Below are 14,887 nucleotides of genomic sequence, written 5' to 3' on the forward strand. Positions count from 1 at the left end.
TAGTGCGGATTACCCGTGTGAAAGTAGGTAATCGTCAGGCTCCCCAGCAGCAAGCACAAACCCCACCCCGCAAAGGTGGGGTTTGTGCGTTTACGCGCTCAAAATTGAACGCGCGCAGCCGATCCGCCATTAGCAACCGTCCTGCTGCCACGGTAAAAGACCGCTCACACCTTAAGCGTTAAGCGCTCCACAAGCGCGGACCCAACTGGGTGTTGTCACACAGCGATTTCGACCGGCGTTCCTCAACCGAAGACTCTTCTTCGCTCTACTTAGCGCTTAAATTGCGGTTTCGGTTACTGCTGGACAGTTCAACGCCAGGTGCCAGCGGAACGCGGTCTTCCAGAGTGACTCACCGTACACTACCTACTGCACTTCGCAGAGCGCCAGCGCACGGTTTGAGTCTCACCTTGCAGTTGCCGGGCACTGCCTAATTCCCCCTCCAAAACGCTGTATAAAAATACAGAATTCCAGCGCTTGGCGTTTCTAGCTACCCACCTAAAAGTGCCAGTTCATGGCCAGGAATTTACGTGTAGGATACTGTATATATATACAGCTTTATCCCACACCCAATGCCACCCTCCACCACCAGTGCCGAAGAGATTCACCCATCGCTCTGGCGTGCTTCGCAGCTTGCGCGCGGGCGTGGGCGCATGGTGGATACGGGCTATCCGGCGCTTTCGACGGAGTTGCCCGGCGGTGGCTGGCCGGTTGGCGTGCTGATTGATCTGCTGGTTCAGCAGCCTGGCGTCGGTGAAATGCGGCTTTTACGGCCTGCGCTCAGCGCGCTAGCCGATCGGACGGTCGCGCTGGTCCAGCCGCCGCACATTCCAGATAGTCTGGGACTGGGATACATCGGACTGTCGCTTGATCGTCTGTTGCAAATCAAGACGCCTAAAGCCGCTGATGCCTTCTGGTCGGCTGAGCAGATTCTGCGTGCCGGCAGTTGTGGTGCGCTGATTTTGTGGGCGCAACACGCGCAGTCGTCGTCGCTGAGGCGTCTGCATCTGGCTGCGCAGTCATCCGAGACGCTGTTCATGATGGTCCGGCCGCTCACGGTGGCTCAGGATTCATCGCCAGCATTATTGCGGCTGGCTTTACGACCGGCCGCGGAAGGTCTGATGGTCGATATCGTGAAACGACGAGGTCCAACACGCGCGGAGCCTCTGTCGATTTCTCTTCAACCCACTCCAGTTTTGTTTTCCCGTCATGCGCGTCTTTCTCGCCGTCCACTTGCCGAAGTTGTCCCTCGAAGTCTTCCGGCCGAGGTGGTTGTCTGAACCGGCGCACGGCAGCGGCAGTGCCGTGCTCGAGAAAGATAAGGTGGTGATCGCGAACAGTGCGGCACGCGACGCGGGTGTGTTGCTGGGCATGAAGCGCGGTGGCGTAATGACGCTATCGCCGGAAACCGCCCTGTATGAGCGTGACCTCATACGTGAACTCGCTGCGCAACGGGAAGTCGGGATGGCGTTGATGAGGTTTTCTCCGGATGTCGCGTTGCTCGATGAGGCGACGGTCATCGTCGAAGTGGGCGCGAGTCTGCGGCTTTTTGGCGGTCTGCTGTCGCTGTGCCGGCAAGCCAAGGCGATACTCGACACGTTCGGCTTGACCGCGCGCATCAGTACCGCGCCGACCGGGCAGGGCGCATGGTTACTGGCGAAGTACGGACGGGGACGCGGTGGTGCGCGGCGAGTATTGCAGCTAGCCTCGCTTGAGCGCGTGTTGCTCCCGTTGCCTATGTTCGCGGTGCCGGAGATCCGCCCGTTCGCCGACTGGTTCACAGGCCTTGGCTGCGAGACGATCGCTGACGTGCGCCGTCTGCCTCGCGCCGGTTTGCAGCGCCGCTGCGGCGAGCATCTGCTGGATTCGCTGGATCGCGCCTTCGGCACGGCACCGGAGCTGTTCGACTGGCTCGAACTACCACCCACGTTTTCCGCGCGCATCGAATTGCCCGACCGGCTCGAACATGCGGACGGCGCAGTGTTCGCCGCCCATAGGTTGATCGTGCAGTTGTGCGGTTGGCTGTGTGCGAAACAACTGGCGGTTACCGCGATCACGCTGTCTATCGAACACGAACGAGGCAGACAAGCGCTCCCGCCTACTTTGATCGACATTGCGCTCGGTGAGCCGGCATGGCGTGAAGACCATCTGATGCGTCTCGTGAAGGAGCGCTTGCATCGTGTGGAACTTGCGGCGCCCGCGATTGCGTTGCGCCTCGATGCATCGAAGGTCGAATCGGCCGCGCCCGAGACGGACAGCCTGTTTCCGGAGCCGGGCGGCTCGCCTGAAGACCACGCGCGCCTGATCGAATTGTTGATCGCCCGTCTCGGCGACGAAAACGTATTGCGCCCCGCGCCGACCGCGGATTACCGGCCGGAAGTCGCGAACCGCTGGGTGCCGGTCAGCCAGGCGGCGCAAAAAATCGCGCTACCCGACAGCCTGCCGCGCCCAACATGGATGCTGGCTATACCCATGCGTCTTTTGATGCGTCAGCATCGGCCGTTCTATGGCTCGCCGCTGCGGATGATGTCGCCGGCCGAGCGTATCGAAGCCGGCTGGTTCGACGGCGAGCTCGTCACGCGCGACTACTTCGTCGCGCAAGCCGACGACCGCAGTTGCTATTGGATCTATCGTGAGCGTATCAGCAGCCGCGATGCCGAAGAAGAGCCGCGCTGGTTTCTTCACGGCCTGTTCGGATGACGCGCCATGGATTCGACCTTCACTGCGCTGCCGGCGTACGCCGAGCTGTTCTGCTTCTCCAACTTCACGTTCCTGCACGGCGCGTCGCATGCGGAAGAACTCGTCGAACGCGCGGTCCAGCTAGGTTATGCGGGACTGGCCGTCACGGACGAATGCTCGCTCGCGGGCGTCGTGCGTGCGCATGTCGCGGCCAAAGAAGCGGAGTTGCCGCTTGTCATCGGCTCGTATTTTCAGTTGCGCAATGCCGATGGCTCGCCTGCGTTCGGACTGATTCTGCTCGCACAAAACCGCGAGGGTTACGGCAATCTGTCGGAGCTGATTACGCTCGCGCGAACCCGCGCGCCGAAGGGCGAATACCGGCTGACGCCGCATGACCTGTCGCGGCCGGATCGCGACAACGCCCATCTGCGCGGCATGCCCGATTGCCTCGCGATTCTGGTGCCGGCATTTCCCGCCAAAGAAGAGGCACTTGAAGCGCAAATCGAGTGGCTCGACGAGACCTTTCCCGATCGTGCGTGGGTAGGACTCGTGCTGCATCAGCGCGCGATGGACGATATTCATCGCGGCGCAATTGAGTATGTCGCGGATCGCCAGAATGTACCGGTTATCGCGCTGGGTAACGTCGTGATGCATGTGCGTTCGCGCAAGCCTTTGCAGGACACGATGACGGCGATCCGCGTCGGCAAGCCGGTTCATGAATGCGGTTACGATCTCGCGCCGAATGCCGAGCAGCATCTGCGATCGCGGCTGCGCATCGCGAATCTTTATCCCGAACACACCCTGCGTGAGACGATCAGCCTGCTCGGTAGATGCAAGTTCTCACTCAAAGAGTTGCGTTACGAATATCCCGACGAACTCGTGCCCAAAGGTTTCACACCCACCGAATACCTTCGTCAGGAGACGTATATCGGCGCGCAGCAGCGCTTTCCTTCCGGTATCTCGGACAAGGACCGGCAGCAGATCGAAAAGGAACTGGCTCTTATCGCGGACCTGGAATATGAGCCGTATTTCCTGACGGTCTACGATATCGTTCGCTACGCGCGCAGCCAGCGCATTCTGTGTCAGGGGCGGGGGTCGGCGGCCAACTCTATCGTGTGTTTTTGTCTGGGTATCACCGCAGTGGATCCGGCGCGCAGCAACATGCTGTTCGAGCGGTTCATTTCTAAAGAGCGCAATGAACCGCCGGATATCGACGTCGATTTCGAGCATCAGCGGCGCGAAGAGGTGATCCAGTACATCTATAACAAGTATGGGCGTGACCGCGCGGCGATTGCGGCGGCGGTGTCCACCTACCGGCCGCGTGGCGCGCTGCGTGAGACGGGTAAGGCGCTGGGCATCGATGCGCAGATTGTCGATGCGGTCGCGAAGTCTCATCACTGGTTCGACAATAGTCACGATCTGCTAAAACACTTTGAAGAGACGGGCCTCGATCCGGAAAAGCCGTTGATTCAGGCTTGGGCGAGACTGGCGTCGCAATTGCTCAATTTCCCGCGGCATTTATCGCAGCATTCCGGCGGTTTCGTCATCAGCCGCGGCAAGCTTACACGTCTTGTACCGGTCGAGAACGCGGCAATGGCGGATCGCCAGGTGATTGAATGGGACAAGAACGATCTCGAATCGCTTGGACTCCTCAAGGTTGACGTGCTTGCACTCGGTATGTTGTCGGCGATCCGGCGCATGCTGGATCTTGTATCGGCGCGACGCGGCAAGCGCCTCGAGATGCAGGACATACCGGATGGTGACGAAAAGACCTACGACATGATTTGCCGCGCCGATACGATCGGTGTATTCCAGATCGAATCGCGTGCGCAGATGAGCATGCTGCCGCGTTTGCAACCGCGCACGTACTACGACCTCGTCATCGAGGTGGCCATTGTGCGTCCTGGCCCGATCCAGGGTGGCGCCGTGCATCCTTATTTGCGTCGGCGGCAGGGATTGGAGCCTGAAATTTATCCGAGCGATAGCCTGCGCGAGGCCTTGGAGCGCACGAAGGGCGTACCGATTTTCCAGGAGCAGGTGATGCAGGTGGCGATGATCGCGGCCGGTTTCACGGCAGGCGAAGCCGATGAGTTGCGCCGTGCGATGGCTGCATGGAAGCGCAAGGGCGGGCTGGAGAAGTACTACCACCGCATCGTCAACGGGATGGAGGAGCGGGGCTACGAGCGCAGCTTTGCCGAGGCGATCTTCGAGCAGATCAAGGGCTTCGGCGAATATGGCTTTCCGGAGAGCCATGCGGCAAGTTTCGCCTTGCTCGTCTATACGAGCAGCTGGTTGAAGTGTCACGAGCCCGAGGCTTTTCTCGCCGCCCTGCTCAACAGCCAGCCAATGGGTTTCTACTCGCCGTCGCAGCTTGTGCAGGATGCGCAGCGGCATGGCGTCAAGGTGTTGCCGGTCGATGTGACCGTTAGCGGATGGGATTCGACGCTCGAGGCAAGCGAAGGGGCCGAGCGCCCAGCGGTCCGTCTTGGACTGTCGCTGCTGCGCGGGATGAAAGACGGCGCAGCAGAGCGCATCGAGAATGCGCGTGCGGTGCGGCCGTTCAGGAGCGTGCATGACCTGGCCCGCCGCGCGCAACTCAACCGGCACGATCTGCACGTGCTGGCCGATGCGAATGCGCTGGCCGCGCTCGCGGGTAATCGTCGTGAGGCGTTGTGGCATTCGGTGGCCGCGGTACCCGACAAGGACATGCTGGCCGTCGCCGCCGTACAGGACGACACGCCGGAACTGGGCGCGCCATCGGAGGCGAATGATATCGTCGCGGACTACCGGTCCGCGGGGCTGACACTTGGCCGCCATCCGCTCGAATTGCTGCGGCCTCAACTGCTGGCCAACCGGCTAATGCCGGCGGCGACGCTGCGCAGTTATCCTAATGGACGGCTGGCGCGCGGCTGCGGGATCGTCACGGTTCGGCAGCGGCCGGGCACGGCGAAAGGCGTGATCTTCGTGACACTCGAAGACGAGACCGGCAACGTCAATGTGATCGTGTGGCCGGGTTTGCTCGAAAAGCAGCGCAAAGAGGTGTTGGGGGCGTCGTTGCTCGCGGTGTACGGCGTCTGGCAGTGTGAAGGGGAGGTGCGGCACCTTGTGGCGCAACGGCTGGTTGATATGTCGCATCTGCTAAATGGACTGCAGTCCACCAGCAGGAATTTTTGCTGACGCAATCAGCTCTCGACGGCTCGCCACAACGCGCCGCGATCTACGGCGAGATGAGGCCGCCGGCGTTTTTTCAGACTACGCCGGGCCAACGCCGCCACCGCCTTGCCAGGGAAACTTTGCCAGCACTTGCCGGATCGCCGTATCGAACGGCGTACGGCGGCCGATCCCGAGCGCTTCCAGACGGCTCGAATCCAGATGGCAGTTGTGCGGGCGCGGCGTCGCATCCGTCGGCGTGTGCTGCGGCGTGAGCCGGGCCTCCAGTTGCAGCGCCTCGGCAAGGCGGATCGCAATCTCGTACTTCGTCATCGGCTCATCGCCCGACCATTGCACGATGCCGCGAATCGCTTCGCCACGCGCACGCCGCTCGAGCATCTGACGGATGACGAACGCCACGTCGGGTGTGAACGTTGGGTAGCGGATCGCCCACGCATCCATCGTGGCTGCTTTCACGTCTGGCGAGTCGCTTGCGGAGGCCGCAATTGCCGGCACCAGACTGGTCACCGCCGATTCCGCCCAATCGACAGTCGGCCCGTACAGCAGCGGCAAACGCAGGACGCAACCGAGTTCGATCGTCTCAGTGAGCGCTCGCTCACCTTCGAGCTTGCTGCGGCCATAAGCGTTGAGCGGCGCGGGCAGGGCGTCATGGCGGTAAGGCGGATGCGTGCCGTCAAACACGTAGTCCGTGGAAATCGACAATACCCATGCACCGCGTTGCCCGGCCGCGGCGGCCAGGGTGCGCACCGCATCGACGTTCAGCGCACGGGCGAGCGCCGGATCGTTTTCGCAGATATCCGGACGACGTTCGGCCGCCGCAATGACGAGCGCATCGGGGGCTTCGCGCTCAATAAACTGCCCAACCGCCTGTTCATCGCGGATGTCGAGCGCGACCCTGCTCGGACCGGCGCGCCGGAACGCGGTCGATACGACTTGCCAGTCCGCTTGCTGCGCCAATTCGTCGACGAGCGCGCGGCCGAGCAAGCCGGACGCGCCGATAACTGCAACCTTGAACATGTGCGGCGCCGCCTTAGTGAGCGTCCACGACGGTGTAACCGGCCTCGTCGATGGCCGCCTTGAGCGCATCGGCCGATTGCGCCGAGTCGACCGCCACGCGGCCGCTCGCGAGATCAACCTGGACCTGTGCCGCGGCGTCCTGTTCGCGGATCGCGTTGGTGACGGCTGCCACGCAGTGCTGGCAGCTCATGCCTTCTACCTGAAATTCGATCGTCATCTGCTTTACCTCGAGAAACGTAAATGTTGCGATGGTTGAATTATGCCTGCCGGCACGCATCTGAACGACTGACCTTCCCATTGTGGGAAGGTGTACGATCGGCAGACACAGTGGAGAAACGCTTATGAACATCGGTGAAGCGGCCCGTGCGTCGGGCGTCACGGCGAAGATGATTCGCTACTACGAAAGTGTCGGTCTGCTGGCGGCCAAAGCCCGTACGACGGCCGGCTACCGGGTCTACGGGCCGCAGGAAGTGCATTCGCTGCGCTTTGTCCGCCAGGCGCGGCGGCTGGGCTTCCTGGTCGAGGATATCCGCCGTCTGCTGGCCTTGTGGCAAGACCGTTCGCGTGCGAGCGCCGAGGTGAAGGCCATCGCGCTCGAACACGTTGCGGATCTCGACCGCCGCATCGCAGAGCTGACGGAGATGCGCGACACGCTCTCGCATCTCGCCGAGCATTGCCATGGCGATGCCCGGCCGGATTGTCCGATTATCGAAGGTCTTGCCGATCCGGAAACGGCCGCCACGCACAGTTGCCATGCCGGTTGACGACCCTAAGGTGCAACCCGGGCGCAGATCCGTTGCAACCGGGCCACACAAATGCACTATTATGGTGCTTAGATGTGGCTCGATTCCGTCAAAATCAGTTTGAAACATCACTTAAGTTATAAAAATCAGTCGCTTATCGTCAAATTTTCGATGCACCATTCCAAAACGGAATGCACGCCATTCGGGCATTTCACTAGCCAGGTTGCGCCAAAAGCCTATAATCCGGGTTAACCCTTCATAAGGGAAATCCCTGATGCCCAATCCACCGGGGATTCATTTTTGATCCTTGGAGAACATCATGTTTGCATACCTTCTTGAAAAGCTGAGCACCTGGTTTGAAACCGCTGAACGTAGCCGTCGTGAGGCTTACCTCGCGTCGTCGTCGGACATCGTCCAGCTCGAACAGCGCATCCGCTCGCTCGAAACGAACGGCTACTCGCTGTAATTCAGGCTTGCAGTACGTTTGACCCGCGGTAACGCAGATCGCCCACCAAGGGGACTCTCTCCAAGGCGCGCGGTCGCAGCAGTAGAGCGTAAGGCCCCGTATAGACGGGGCTTTGTCACATCTGGCGTCTGCGTTTTTTCCGGCGCTCATCGGTTGACTGGCTCGTGTCGTTCAATATCGACTAGCTTGAACGTTGCCACCGCGGTAAGGTAAAGCGTTTTTTGCGCAATCCGGCATTCTCGCAACCAACCCGGTCCGCTCATGGCTCCAGTCCGATTGATTCGCTCCTTGCAAGGGGCCGTTGTTCCCGCGCTGTTCGCCACGGTCGCGATGCTGACGCTCGCCGCGCCGACGGCATTTGCCGCCTCGTCCAGCGGCGGGCAGTCGTTGATACTCGATACGCAGCAGGGCATCAGCGACGGCCACAGCGGCACCGTGCTGCAGACTGCGCCGCTGTCACACGAGCGGATCGTTCAGGCGAAGCCGATCGCGACACCTACCGAGCTCACGCCGAACTCGTCTGTGCCGATCGTCGTTGCCCCGTATATCCAGTTGCCTGCCGGGGGTGGCACGTCGAACTCGCATTCGACGCCGCAGCCCCGTCCGGCGCAGTCGTCGCAGTAGACGCGGTAGACCGCCGCGCCAGCCTGCGGGTCTCCGCCGCCGGCTCTTCAAACAAGCGCCTAGGGGTGAATGCGCTGCAGGGCAGCTCACCCTTGAATCGTCTCAATCGCCGCGGTGTTCCACCTTGAATTGCGCGGCTTTGTCCTGGCCGAGTGCCTGCACCAGCCACGGCATGGTTTCTTTAAGCGTTTTAGCCAGCGTATAAGGCGGGTTCAGAATGAACATTCCGCTGCCGAAGAGCCCAAACCCATCTGACGGCGGATTGCTGACGGTCAGCGACACGTGCAGCCAGTTGCGCTCCTGCAAACGCTTCAACTGATCCGGAAAGCGTTGCGATTCGGGGCGCGTCACCTGCGGATACCAGACCGCGTAGGTGCCGGTCGCAAAGCGTTTGAGGCTTTCCTCGACGCAATTCAGCGTACGCGTGTAGTCGCGCTTGTCTTCGAACGAAGGATCGACCAGCACTAGCGCACGGCGCGGCGGAGGCGGCAGCAAGGCCTTGACGCCGTCGAAGCCGTCGCCTGCGTAGAGCATGGCGCGCCGGCCGGCATCGCGGAAATTGTGCTGCAGCACGTCGATCTCGGTGCTGTGCAGTTCGAACAGGCGCATGCGGTCCTGTTCGCGCATCAGCCGCCACGCGAGATACGGCGAGCCGGGATAGAAGCGCAGATTGCCGTCGGCGTTGAGCGCGGCGACTTCATCCACGTAATCGGCCAGCATGGGCGGCAGATCGGTGCGTCCCCACAGTTTGGCAATGCCGGTCTCGAACTCGCCCGTCTTGGTGGCGTAGCCTTCCTTCAACGAATAGACGCCGGCGCCGGCGTGTGTGTCGATGTACCAGTACGCCTTGTCTTTCTGGGCGAGGTAGCGCAACAACTGCACGACGACGGCGTGTTTCAGGACGTCGGCATGATTGCCTGCGTGAAAGGCGTGGCGGTAACTGAGCATGATGAGGTGAGACTCGAAAGAGGGCGTGCCGGTCGATTGAGGGCCGCGGTGGACCCAACGTGGGTCCGCCCGCGCGGGGCGCCGCGTTGCGACCGGAAGTGCACGTGCAAGGCGGACGCGTATTGTACGCGAGCCCGCGTTGCCGTCCGAGCGGCGGCCGGATCTGGACCACAACCCGGACCCTGGTCTACCGCACCGGCTGTCCGGGTTCCACGCCGCCGGGGGCCGGTGACAGGTTGCGTTTGCCGCGCTGCCGCTCGCGCGGCGAACGCGGCAACGCGCTTCACTCGTACGTGTCGCCGACGATCTCTTCAATCTTCAGCTTGAGCTCCGGCGTAATCTTCGCGGCCACGTCCTGAGCCTTCATGTTCTCGGCAATCTGCTCGACGCGCGACGCACCCGTGATCACGGTGCTGACATGGGGGTTCTTCAGGATCCAGGCAATCGCCAGTTGGCCGACCGTGCAACCGAGCTCGTCCGCCACGCCGCCGAGCTTGCCGACGACGCCGTTCTTGCCCGTATCCGTGACCTGCTTTTTCAACCAGTCGTAGCCCTGCAACTGGGCGCGGCTGTCAGCCGGTACGCCGTCGCGATACTTGCCGGTCAGGAGGCCCGAGGCGAGCGGACTCCACGTGGTCAGCCCAAGGCCGATGTCCTCGTAAAGCCGCTTGTACTCCTGCTCGACGCGCTTGCGGTGGAACAGGTTGTACTGCGGCTGCTCCATGACAGGTTTGTGAAGATGATGCCGCTCCGCGACGTCGTAGGCCGCACGGATTTCGTCCGCGCTCCATTCGGACGTGCCCCAGTAGAGCGCCTTGCCGCGCGTGATCATGTCGCTCATCGCCCAGACGGTTTCTTCGACGGGCGTATTCGGGTCGGGCCGGTGGCAGAACACGAGATCCACGTAGTCGAGCTGCAAACGCTTCAGCGACGCGTCGATTGCGTTCAGCAGATACTTGCGGTTCAGCGTGTGGTACTGGTTCGGCGCTTCCTGAAGGCCCCAGAAAAACTTCGTCGACACCACATAGCTGATGCGCGGCCACGCCAGTTCCTTCAAAGCCTGTCCCATGATTTCTTCGGATTTGCCGCCGGCATAGACCTCGGCGTTGTCGAAGAAATTCACCCCGGCGTCGCGTGCCGCCGCCAGCGATTCGCGTGCCGCGTGCGTGTCCACCTGATTGCCGTAGGTCACCCAGGAACCGATGGACAGTTCACTGACTTGCAGGCCGGAGCGGCCGAGTCGTCGATAGTTCATGCATTTCTCCTTGCGAGTTGATGCAGCCGGCATTTACTCCTGCCAGCGAAATCGGGCGCCGAATCGGGCGCAACCCATACAGTTTAAAGAGATACGGATTTCTGCGTGATTTCCGGATGACTTTCACGGGGTTCATGCACAATAGCAAAGTTGGCCGCAGTGCAGCATTCGTCTGAACGGCCTATGCCGTTTGGTCAGCTTTACGCCGCCTGCGTGTCGTGGTGTCATTGCTCATCAACTGTATGGAGGTTCTGGATGTCGTCACTGAACACGAATCTGAATGGCAAAGTCGCGGTTGTCACGGGCGCGGCGAGCGGGATCGGCAAGCAGATCGCGCTGACATTGTCGGCAGCGGGCGCCGCGATTGCGATTGCCGATCTGAATCAGGATGGCGCGAACGCCGTCGCTGAAGAGATCAAGCAGGCCGGCGGCAAGGCCATTGGCGTCGCAATGGACGTCACGAACGAAGAAGCCGTCAATCAGGGTATCGACAAGGTGGCCGCGGAGTTCGGCTCGATCGACATCCTCATTTCGAATGCCGGCATCCAGATCGTCAATCCTATCGAGAACTACGCTTTCTCCGACTGGAAGAAGATGCAGGCCATCCACGTCGACGGTGCGTTCCTCACCACTAAAGCGGCCCTGAAGCACATGTACAAGGACGATCGCGGCGGCACGGTGATCTACATGGGCTCGGTCCATTCGCACGAAGCCTCGCCGCTGAAGTCGGCGTATGTCGCGGCCAAGCATGCCTTGCTGGGTCTCGCGCGCGTGCTGGCGAAGGAAGGCGCGAAGCACAACGTGCGCTCGCATGTCGTCTGTCCGGGCTTCGTGCGCACGCCGCTCGTCGACAAGCAGATTCCCGAGCAGGCCAAAGAACTCGGCATCAGCGAAGAAGACGTGATTCGCAACGTGATGCTCGGCGGTACGGTGGACGGCATTTTCACCACGGTGGAAGACGTCGCGCAAACCGTGCTGTTCCTCTCCACTTTCCCGAGCGCGGCCTTGACCGGCCAGTCCTTCATTGTGAGCCACGGCTGGTTCATGCAATAAGGAGACGGTTATGGCGCAACGCAATGTCAAGCGGGCGCGTGCCGGCACCCTCGGCGACGGGGATGGCGAGCACGCCGGAGCAGCGGCTGGCGTTCGCGCCAGCCGGCATGTCCAGTTGCCCCAATACGAAACCATCGCGCTGATGCTGCAAGGCGGCGGCGCACTGGGTGCCTATCAGGCCGGCGTTTATCAGGGCCTCCACGAGGCCGGCATTGAGCCGAACTGGGTCGCCGGTATTTCGATCGGCGCGCTCAACACAGCCATCATTGCCGGCAATGCACCGGAGCATCGCGTCACACGGCTGCTCGAATTCTGGGAGACCATCTGTCAACCGGCTTTCGCGCCGCCGCTGCCGCCGTTCCTCGAGCAGACGCTGTTCAATTCCAACGACACGATCCGCAAGGCGTTCACCGCCATGCAGGCCACGGGGGCGATCGTCCAGGGGCAGAAGGGATTCTTCGTGCCGCGCTTCCCGCCGCCCATGCCCACCGTTTCCGGGCCGCCGCAAAACGCCAGCTACTACGACACGTCGCCCATGAAGTCGACGCTCGAAAAGCTGTGCGATTTCGACCGCATCAACTCGGGTGAAACACGCGTCTCAGTCGGCGCGGTGAACGTCGGGACGGGCAATTTCGCGTACTTCGACAACACGCACATGAAATTGCGGCCGGAGCATTTCATCGCCTCGGGCTCGCTGCCGCCAGGGTTCGGTGCAATGGAAATTGATGGGGAGTACTACTGGGACGGCGGCCTGATGTCCAATACGCCGCTCTACGAAGTCGTCCAGACCACGCCACGTCGTGACACGCTCGCGTTTCAGGTGGATCTGTGGAGTGCCATCGGGCCGGTGCCGGACAATATCACCGACGTGCAGGGCCGCATGAAGGACATCCAGTATTCGAGCCGCACGCGCCTCGTTACCGACATGCTGCAGCGTTCGCAGCGTTTCAGGCACGTGCTGCGCGAAGTGCTCGACCGCGTGGCGCCCGAACATCGCGACGACCCATGGTGCAAGTTGGCGGATGATCTGTCCTGTTCGAAACGCTACAACGTCATCCATCTGATCTACCGGCAGAAGGAGTACGAAGGGCATTTCAAGGACTTCCAGTTCGGCTTGTCGACCATGCGCGAACACTGGGAAAGCGGCTTGCAGGATATCCACAACTCTCTGGCGCAACCCGACTGGCTGGCGATGCCTGATAACGACGCCGGTTTCGTCACGCACGACATCCATCGCGACAAACGCTGAGGGTTTAGCTGAAAGCGTGGTTGAGGGTTTAGCCTCAACGGTTCTTGGCGCCCAACAAAAACGGCGCCCTGCTGATCGCAGGGCGCCGTTTTTTTCCGCCAGGCCAGGCCAGGTCAGAGCGGAGGATAAGCGGCTTCCAACTGCGCCGCCGCCTCAGTCCATTACTTCAGGACTTGAGCAACCGCGCTGGCCACGGCATCGAGATTGCGCGTGTTCAGCGCAGCCACGCAGATGCGGCCCGTACTCACGGCATAGATGCCGAATTCTTCACGCAGACGGTCCACTTGCGCTGCCGTCAGGCCCGAATACGAGAACATGCCGCGTTGCGCGTTCACGAAGCTGAAGTCGCGGTCCACGCCGCTTGCTTTCAGGCGTTCCACCAGGCCGTTGCGCATGGCGCGAATGCGGTCGCGCATTTCGCCGAGTTCCGATTCCCACGTCGCGCGCAGTTCCGCCGAGCCGAGTACCGCTGCGACAACTGAGCCGCCATGGGTGGGCGGGTTCGAGTAGTTCGTGCGGATCACGCGCTTGAGCTGCGACAGCACGCGCGACGCTTCTTCCTTGCTGCCGGTGATGATGGACAGCGCGCCGATGCGTTCGCCGTACAGCGAGAACGACTTCGAGAACGACGACGAGACGAATACGTTCAGTTCAGCGAGTGCGAACAGACGCACGGCGGCAGCGTCGGATTCGATGTTGTCGCCGAAGCCCTGATAGGCGATGTCGAGGAACGGCACCAGTTCGCGCGCCTTGACGACTTCGACGATCTGCTGCCATTGGGCCGCGGTCAGGTCGACGCCGGTCGGGTTGTGGCAGCACGCGTGCAGGACGACGACCGTGCCGGCTGCATAGCCGTTCAGGGCCGCCAGCATGCCTTCGAAGTTCACGCCATGGGTCTTCGCGTCGTAGTACGGGTACGAGACGACTTCGAAGCCTGCGCTTTCGAACAGCGCACGGTGGTTTTCCCAGCTCGGGTCGCTGATGGCGACCTTGGAGGCCGGGTTGACGCGCTTCAGGAAGTCCGCGCCGATCTTCAGCGCGCCCGTGCCGCCCAGTGCCTGTGCGGTCACTACACGGCCCGCGGCGATCAGCGGCGAGTCGTTGCCGAGCAGCAGCTTCTGCACGGCCGCGTCGTAGGCAGCAATGCCTTCGATCGGCAGGTAGCCGCGCGGCAGCGCCGCTTCGATGCGAGCCTTTTCCGCGTCGCGCACGGCGCGCAGCAGCGGAATCTTGCCTTCTTCATTGAAGTACACGCCCACGCCCAGGTTGACCTTGGTGGTGCGCGTATCTGCGTTGAAGGCTTCGTTCAGGCCCAGGATCGGGTCGCGGGGAGCAAGTTCGACGGCGGAGAACAGAGACATGATGGTTCGGCAGTAGTGAAAAGAGGGACGGCTCGAGCCTGGCTGCGGCACCGGTGGGGCAGAGCCTGTGCGGGCGGCCTGCGGTTGATCAGGCCGAATCGGGCAGGTCGGTGTCTAAAGACGGTGTCTAAAAGAGCAGCAGCGAGCGCAGCATGCCATTGTAGCGAATCCCGGGGCGTTTTTTGGGCCGTGGCCGCATCCAAAAGCGATTATTTGCTTGAAAAACAGCGCTTTGGCACCAGTTTCGACAAGCGGGCGGCACTGCGCCGGCGTCTGCGGGCAGCCCGGAAAGCGGTGGCGCCGCGGCTTTGCGGGGATCCGCTC

General features: G+C 61.8%; 13 protein-coding genes. 8 read left to right on the plus strand and 5 right to left on the minus strand.

Annotation, left to right across the window (positions count from 1 at the left end):
* The first annotated feature begins 569 nt into the window (after nucleotides 1–569).
* Genes imuA through P3T42_RS21000 form a run of 3 tightly spaced genes read left to right on the plus strand, consistent with a single transcriptional unit; the run spans nucleotide 570 to nucleotide 5,853 of the window.
* Nucleotides 570–1,277: a translesion DNA synthesis-associated protein ImuA gene (gene imuA, locus P3T42_RS20990; RefSeq protein WP_074301540.1), complete on the plus strand. Its 708-nt coding sequence runs from the start codon at nucleotides 570–572 to the stop codon at nucleotides 1,275–1,277.
* A complete protein-coding gene (locus P3T42_RS20995) occupies nucleotides 1,207–2,697 on the plus strand; it encodes a Y-family DNA polymerase (RefSeq protein WP_429307123.1) in 1,491 nt (496 codons plus the stop codon). The genes imuA and P3T42_RS20995 overlap by 71 nt, the downstream gene beginning before the upstream one ends.
* Before the next feature lie 6 nt (nucleotides 2,698–2,703).
* Nucleotides 2,704–5,853, plus strand: a complete 3,150-nt coding sequence (locus P3T42_RS21000; protein WP_429307124.1) for an error-prone DNA polymerase — start codon at nucleotides 2,704–2,706, stop codon at nucleotides 5,851–5,853.
* Between the two features lie 75 nt (nucleotides 5,854–5,928).
* On the opposite strand, the gene P3T42_RS21005 is transcribed toward P3T42_RS21000, so the two are convergent.
* Entirely contained in the window at nucleotides 5,929–6,864 is a 936-nt protein-coding gene (locus tag P3T42_RS21005) for a dTDP-4-dehydrorhamnose reductase family protein (RefSeq protein ID WP_074301542.1), read from the minus strand.
* A 13-nt stretch (nucleotides 6,865–6,877) separates the two neighbouring features.
* The gene (locus tag P3T42_RS21010; protein ID WP_429307125.1) at nucleotides 6,878–7,081 is read right to left on the minus strand and encodes a heavy-metal-associated domain-containing protein; all 204 of its coding nucleotides are present in this window, start codon (nucleotides 7,079–7,081) and stop codon (nucleotides 6,878–6,880) included.
* Between the two features lie 124 nt (nucleotides 7,082–7,205).
* Here P3T42_RS21010 and cueR point away from each other — a divergent pair, with 124 nt between their 5' ends.
* The 3 genes from cueR to P3T42_RS21025 all read left to right on the plus strand — a co-directional run bounded on the left by cueR (nucleotide 7,206) and on the right by P3T42_RS21025 (nucleotide 8,697).
* Nucleotides 7,206–7,628, plus strand: coding sequence for a Cu(I)-responsive transcriptional regulator (cueR, locus tag P3T42_RS21015; protein WP_429307126.1), 423 nt, complete (start codon nucleotides 7,206–7,208; stop codon nucleotides 7,626–7,628).
* 298 nt (nucleotides 7,629–7,926) lie between these two features.
* The gene (locus tag P3T42_RS21020) at nucleotides 7,927–8,073 is read left to right on the plus strand and encodes a DUF3563 family protein (protein ID WP_074265275.1); all 147 of its coding nucleotides are present in this window, start codon (nucleotides 7,927–7,929) and stop codon (nucleotides 8,071–8,073) included.
* Nucleotides 8,074–8,334: 261 nt separating this feature from the next.
* On the plus strand, nucleotides 8,335–8,697 hold the full coding sequence (locus P3T42_RS21025; RefSeq protein ID WP_429307127.1) for a hypothetical protein: 363 nt from the start codon (nucleotides 8,335–8,337) through the stop codon (nucleotides 8,695–8,697).
* A 102-nt stretch (nucleotides 8,698–8,799) separates the two neighbouring features.
* Here the strand turns inward: P3T42_RS21025 and P3T42_RS21030 are convergent, their stop codons facing one another.
* Entirely contained in the window at nucleotides 8,800–9,645 is an 846-nt protein-coding gene (locus P3T42_RS21030; protein WP_074297629.1) for a 23S rRNA (adenine(2030)-N(6))-methyltransferase RlmJ, read from the minus strand.
* A 283-nt stretch (nucleotides 9,646–9,928) separates the two neighbouring features.
* On the minus strand, nucleotides 9,929–10,900 hold the full coding sequence (locus P3T42_RS21035) for a potassium channel beta subunit family protein (protein ID WP_074297631.1): 972 nt from the start codon (nucleotides 10,898–10,900) through the stop codon (nucleotides 9,929–9,931).
* 255 nt (nucleotides 10,901–11,155) lie between these two features.
* Between P3T42_RS21035 and P3T42_RS21040 the strand changes: the two genes are divergently transcribed.
* Both P3T42_RS21040 and P3T42_RS21045 read left to right on the plus strand, forming a co-directional pair.
* On the plus strand, nucleotides 11,156–11,953 hold the full coding sequence (locus P3T42_RS21040; protein ID WP_074297633.1) for a 3-hydroxybutyrate dehydrogenase: 798 nt from the start codon (nucleotides 11,156–11,158) through the stop codon (nucleotides 11,951–11,953).
* A 10-nt stretch (nucleotides 11,954–11,963) separates the two neighbouring features.
* Nucleotides 11,964–13,202: a DUF3734 domain-containing protein gene (locus tag P3T42_RS21045; protein WP_074297635.1), complete on the plus strand. Its 1,239-nt coding sequence runs from the start codon at nucleotides 11,964–11,966 to the stop codon at nucleotides 13,200–13,202.
* 161 nt (nucleotides 13,203–13,363) lie between these two features.
* Here P3T42_RS21045 and P3T42_RS21050 read toward each other — a convergent pair whose 3' ends face one another.
* Complete coding sequence (locus P3T42_RS21050) at nucleotides 13,364–14,563, minus strand: amino acid aminotransferase (protein WP_074297637.1); 1,200 nt, start codon at nucleotides 14,561–14,563, stop codon at nucleotides 13,364–13,366.
* Nucleotides 14,564–14,887: the final 324 nt, after the last annotated feature.

It is taken from the genome of Paraburkholderia sp. GAS38, from assembly GCF_050434965.1.
In the GTDB taxonomy this organism is placed as follows: Bacteria; Pseudomonadota; Gammaproteobacteria; order Burkholderiales; family Burkholderiaceae; genus Paraburkholderia; species Paraburkholderia phenazinium_A.

Coding starts and splice junctions, on each gene's coding strand:
- P3T42_RS21020 (WP_074265275.1), top strand. CDS start 7,927: ATGTTTGCATACCTTCTTGAAAAGCTGAGCACCTGGTTTGAAACCGCT.
- P3T42_RS21040 (WP_074297633.1), top strand. CDS start 11,156: ATGTCGTCACTGAACACGAATCTGAATGGCAAAGTCGCGGTTGTCACG.
- P3T42_RS21025 (WP_429307127.1), top strand. CDS start 8,335: ATGGCTCCAGTCCGATTGATTCGCTCCTTGCAAGGGGCCGTTGTTCCC.
- P3T42_RS21035 (WP_074297631.1), bottom strand. CDS start 10,900: ATGAACTATCGACGACTCGGCCGCTCCGGCCTGCAAGTCAGTGAACTG.
- P3T42_RS21030 (WP_074297629.1), bottom strand. CDS start 9,645: ATGCTCAGTTACCGCCACGCCTTTCACGCAGGCAATCATGCCGACGTC.
- P3T42_RS21045 (WP_074297635.1), top strand. CDS start 11,964: ATGGCGCAACGCAATGTCAAGCGGGCGCGTGCCGGCACCCTCGGCGAC.
- P3T42_RS21010 (WP_429307125.1), bottom strand. CDS start 7,081: ATGACGATCGAATTTCAGGTAGAAGGCATGAGCTGCCAGCACTGCGTG.
- P3T42_RS21005 (WP_074301542.1), bottom strand. CDS start 6,864: ATGTTCAAGGTTGCAGTTATCGGCGCGTCCGGCTTGCTCGGCCGCGCG.
- cueR (WP_429307126.1), top strand. CDS start 7,206: ATGAACATCGGTGAAGCGGCCCGTGCGTCGGGCGTCACGGCGAAGATG.
- P3T42_RS21050 (WP_074297637.1), bottom strand. CDS start 14,563: ATGTCTCTGTTCTCCGCCGTCGAACTTGCTCCCCGCGACCCGATCCTG.
- P3T42_RS20995 (WP_429307123.1), top strand. CDS start 1,207: ATGCGCGTCTTTCTCGCCGTCCACTTGCCGAAGTTGTCCCTCGAAGTC.
- P3T42_RS21000 (WP_429307124.1), top strand. CDS start 2,704: ATGGATTCGACCTTCACTGCGCTGCCGGCGTACGCCGAGCTGTTCTGC.
- imuA (WP_074301540.1), top strand. CDS start 570: ATGCCACCCTCCACCACCAGTGCCGAAGAGATTCACCCATCGCTCTGG.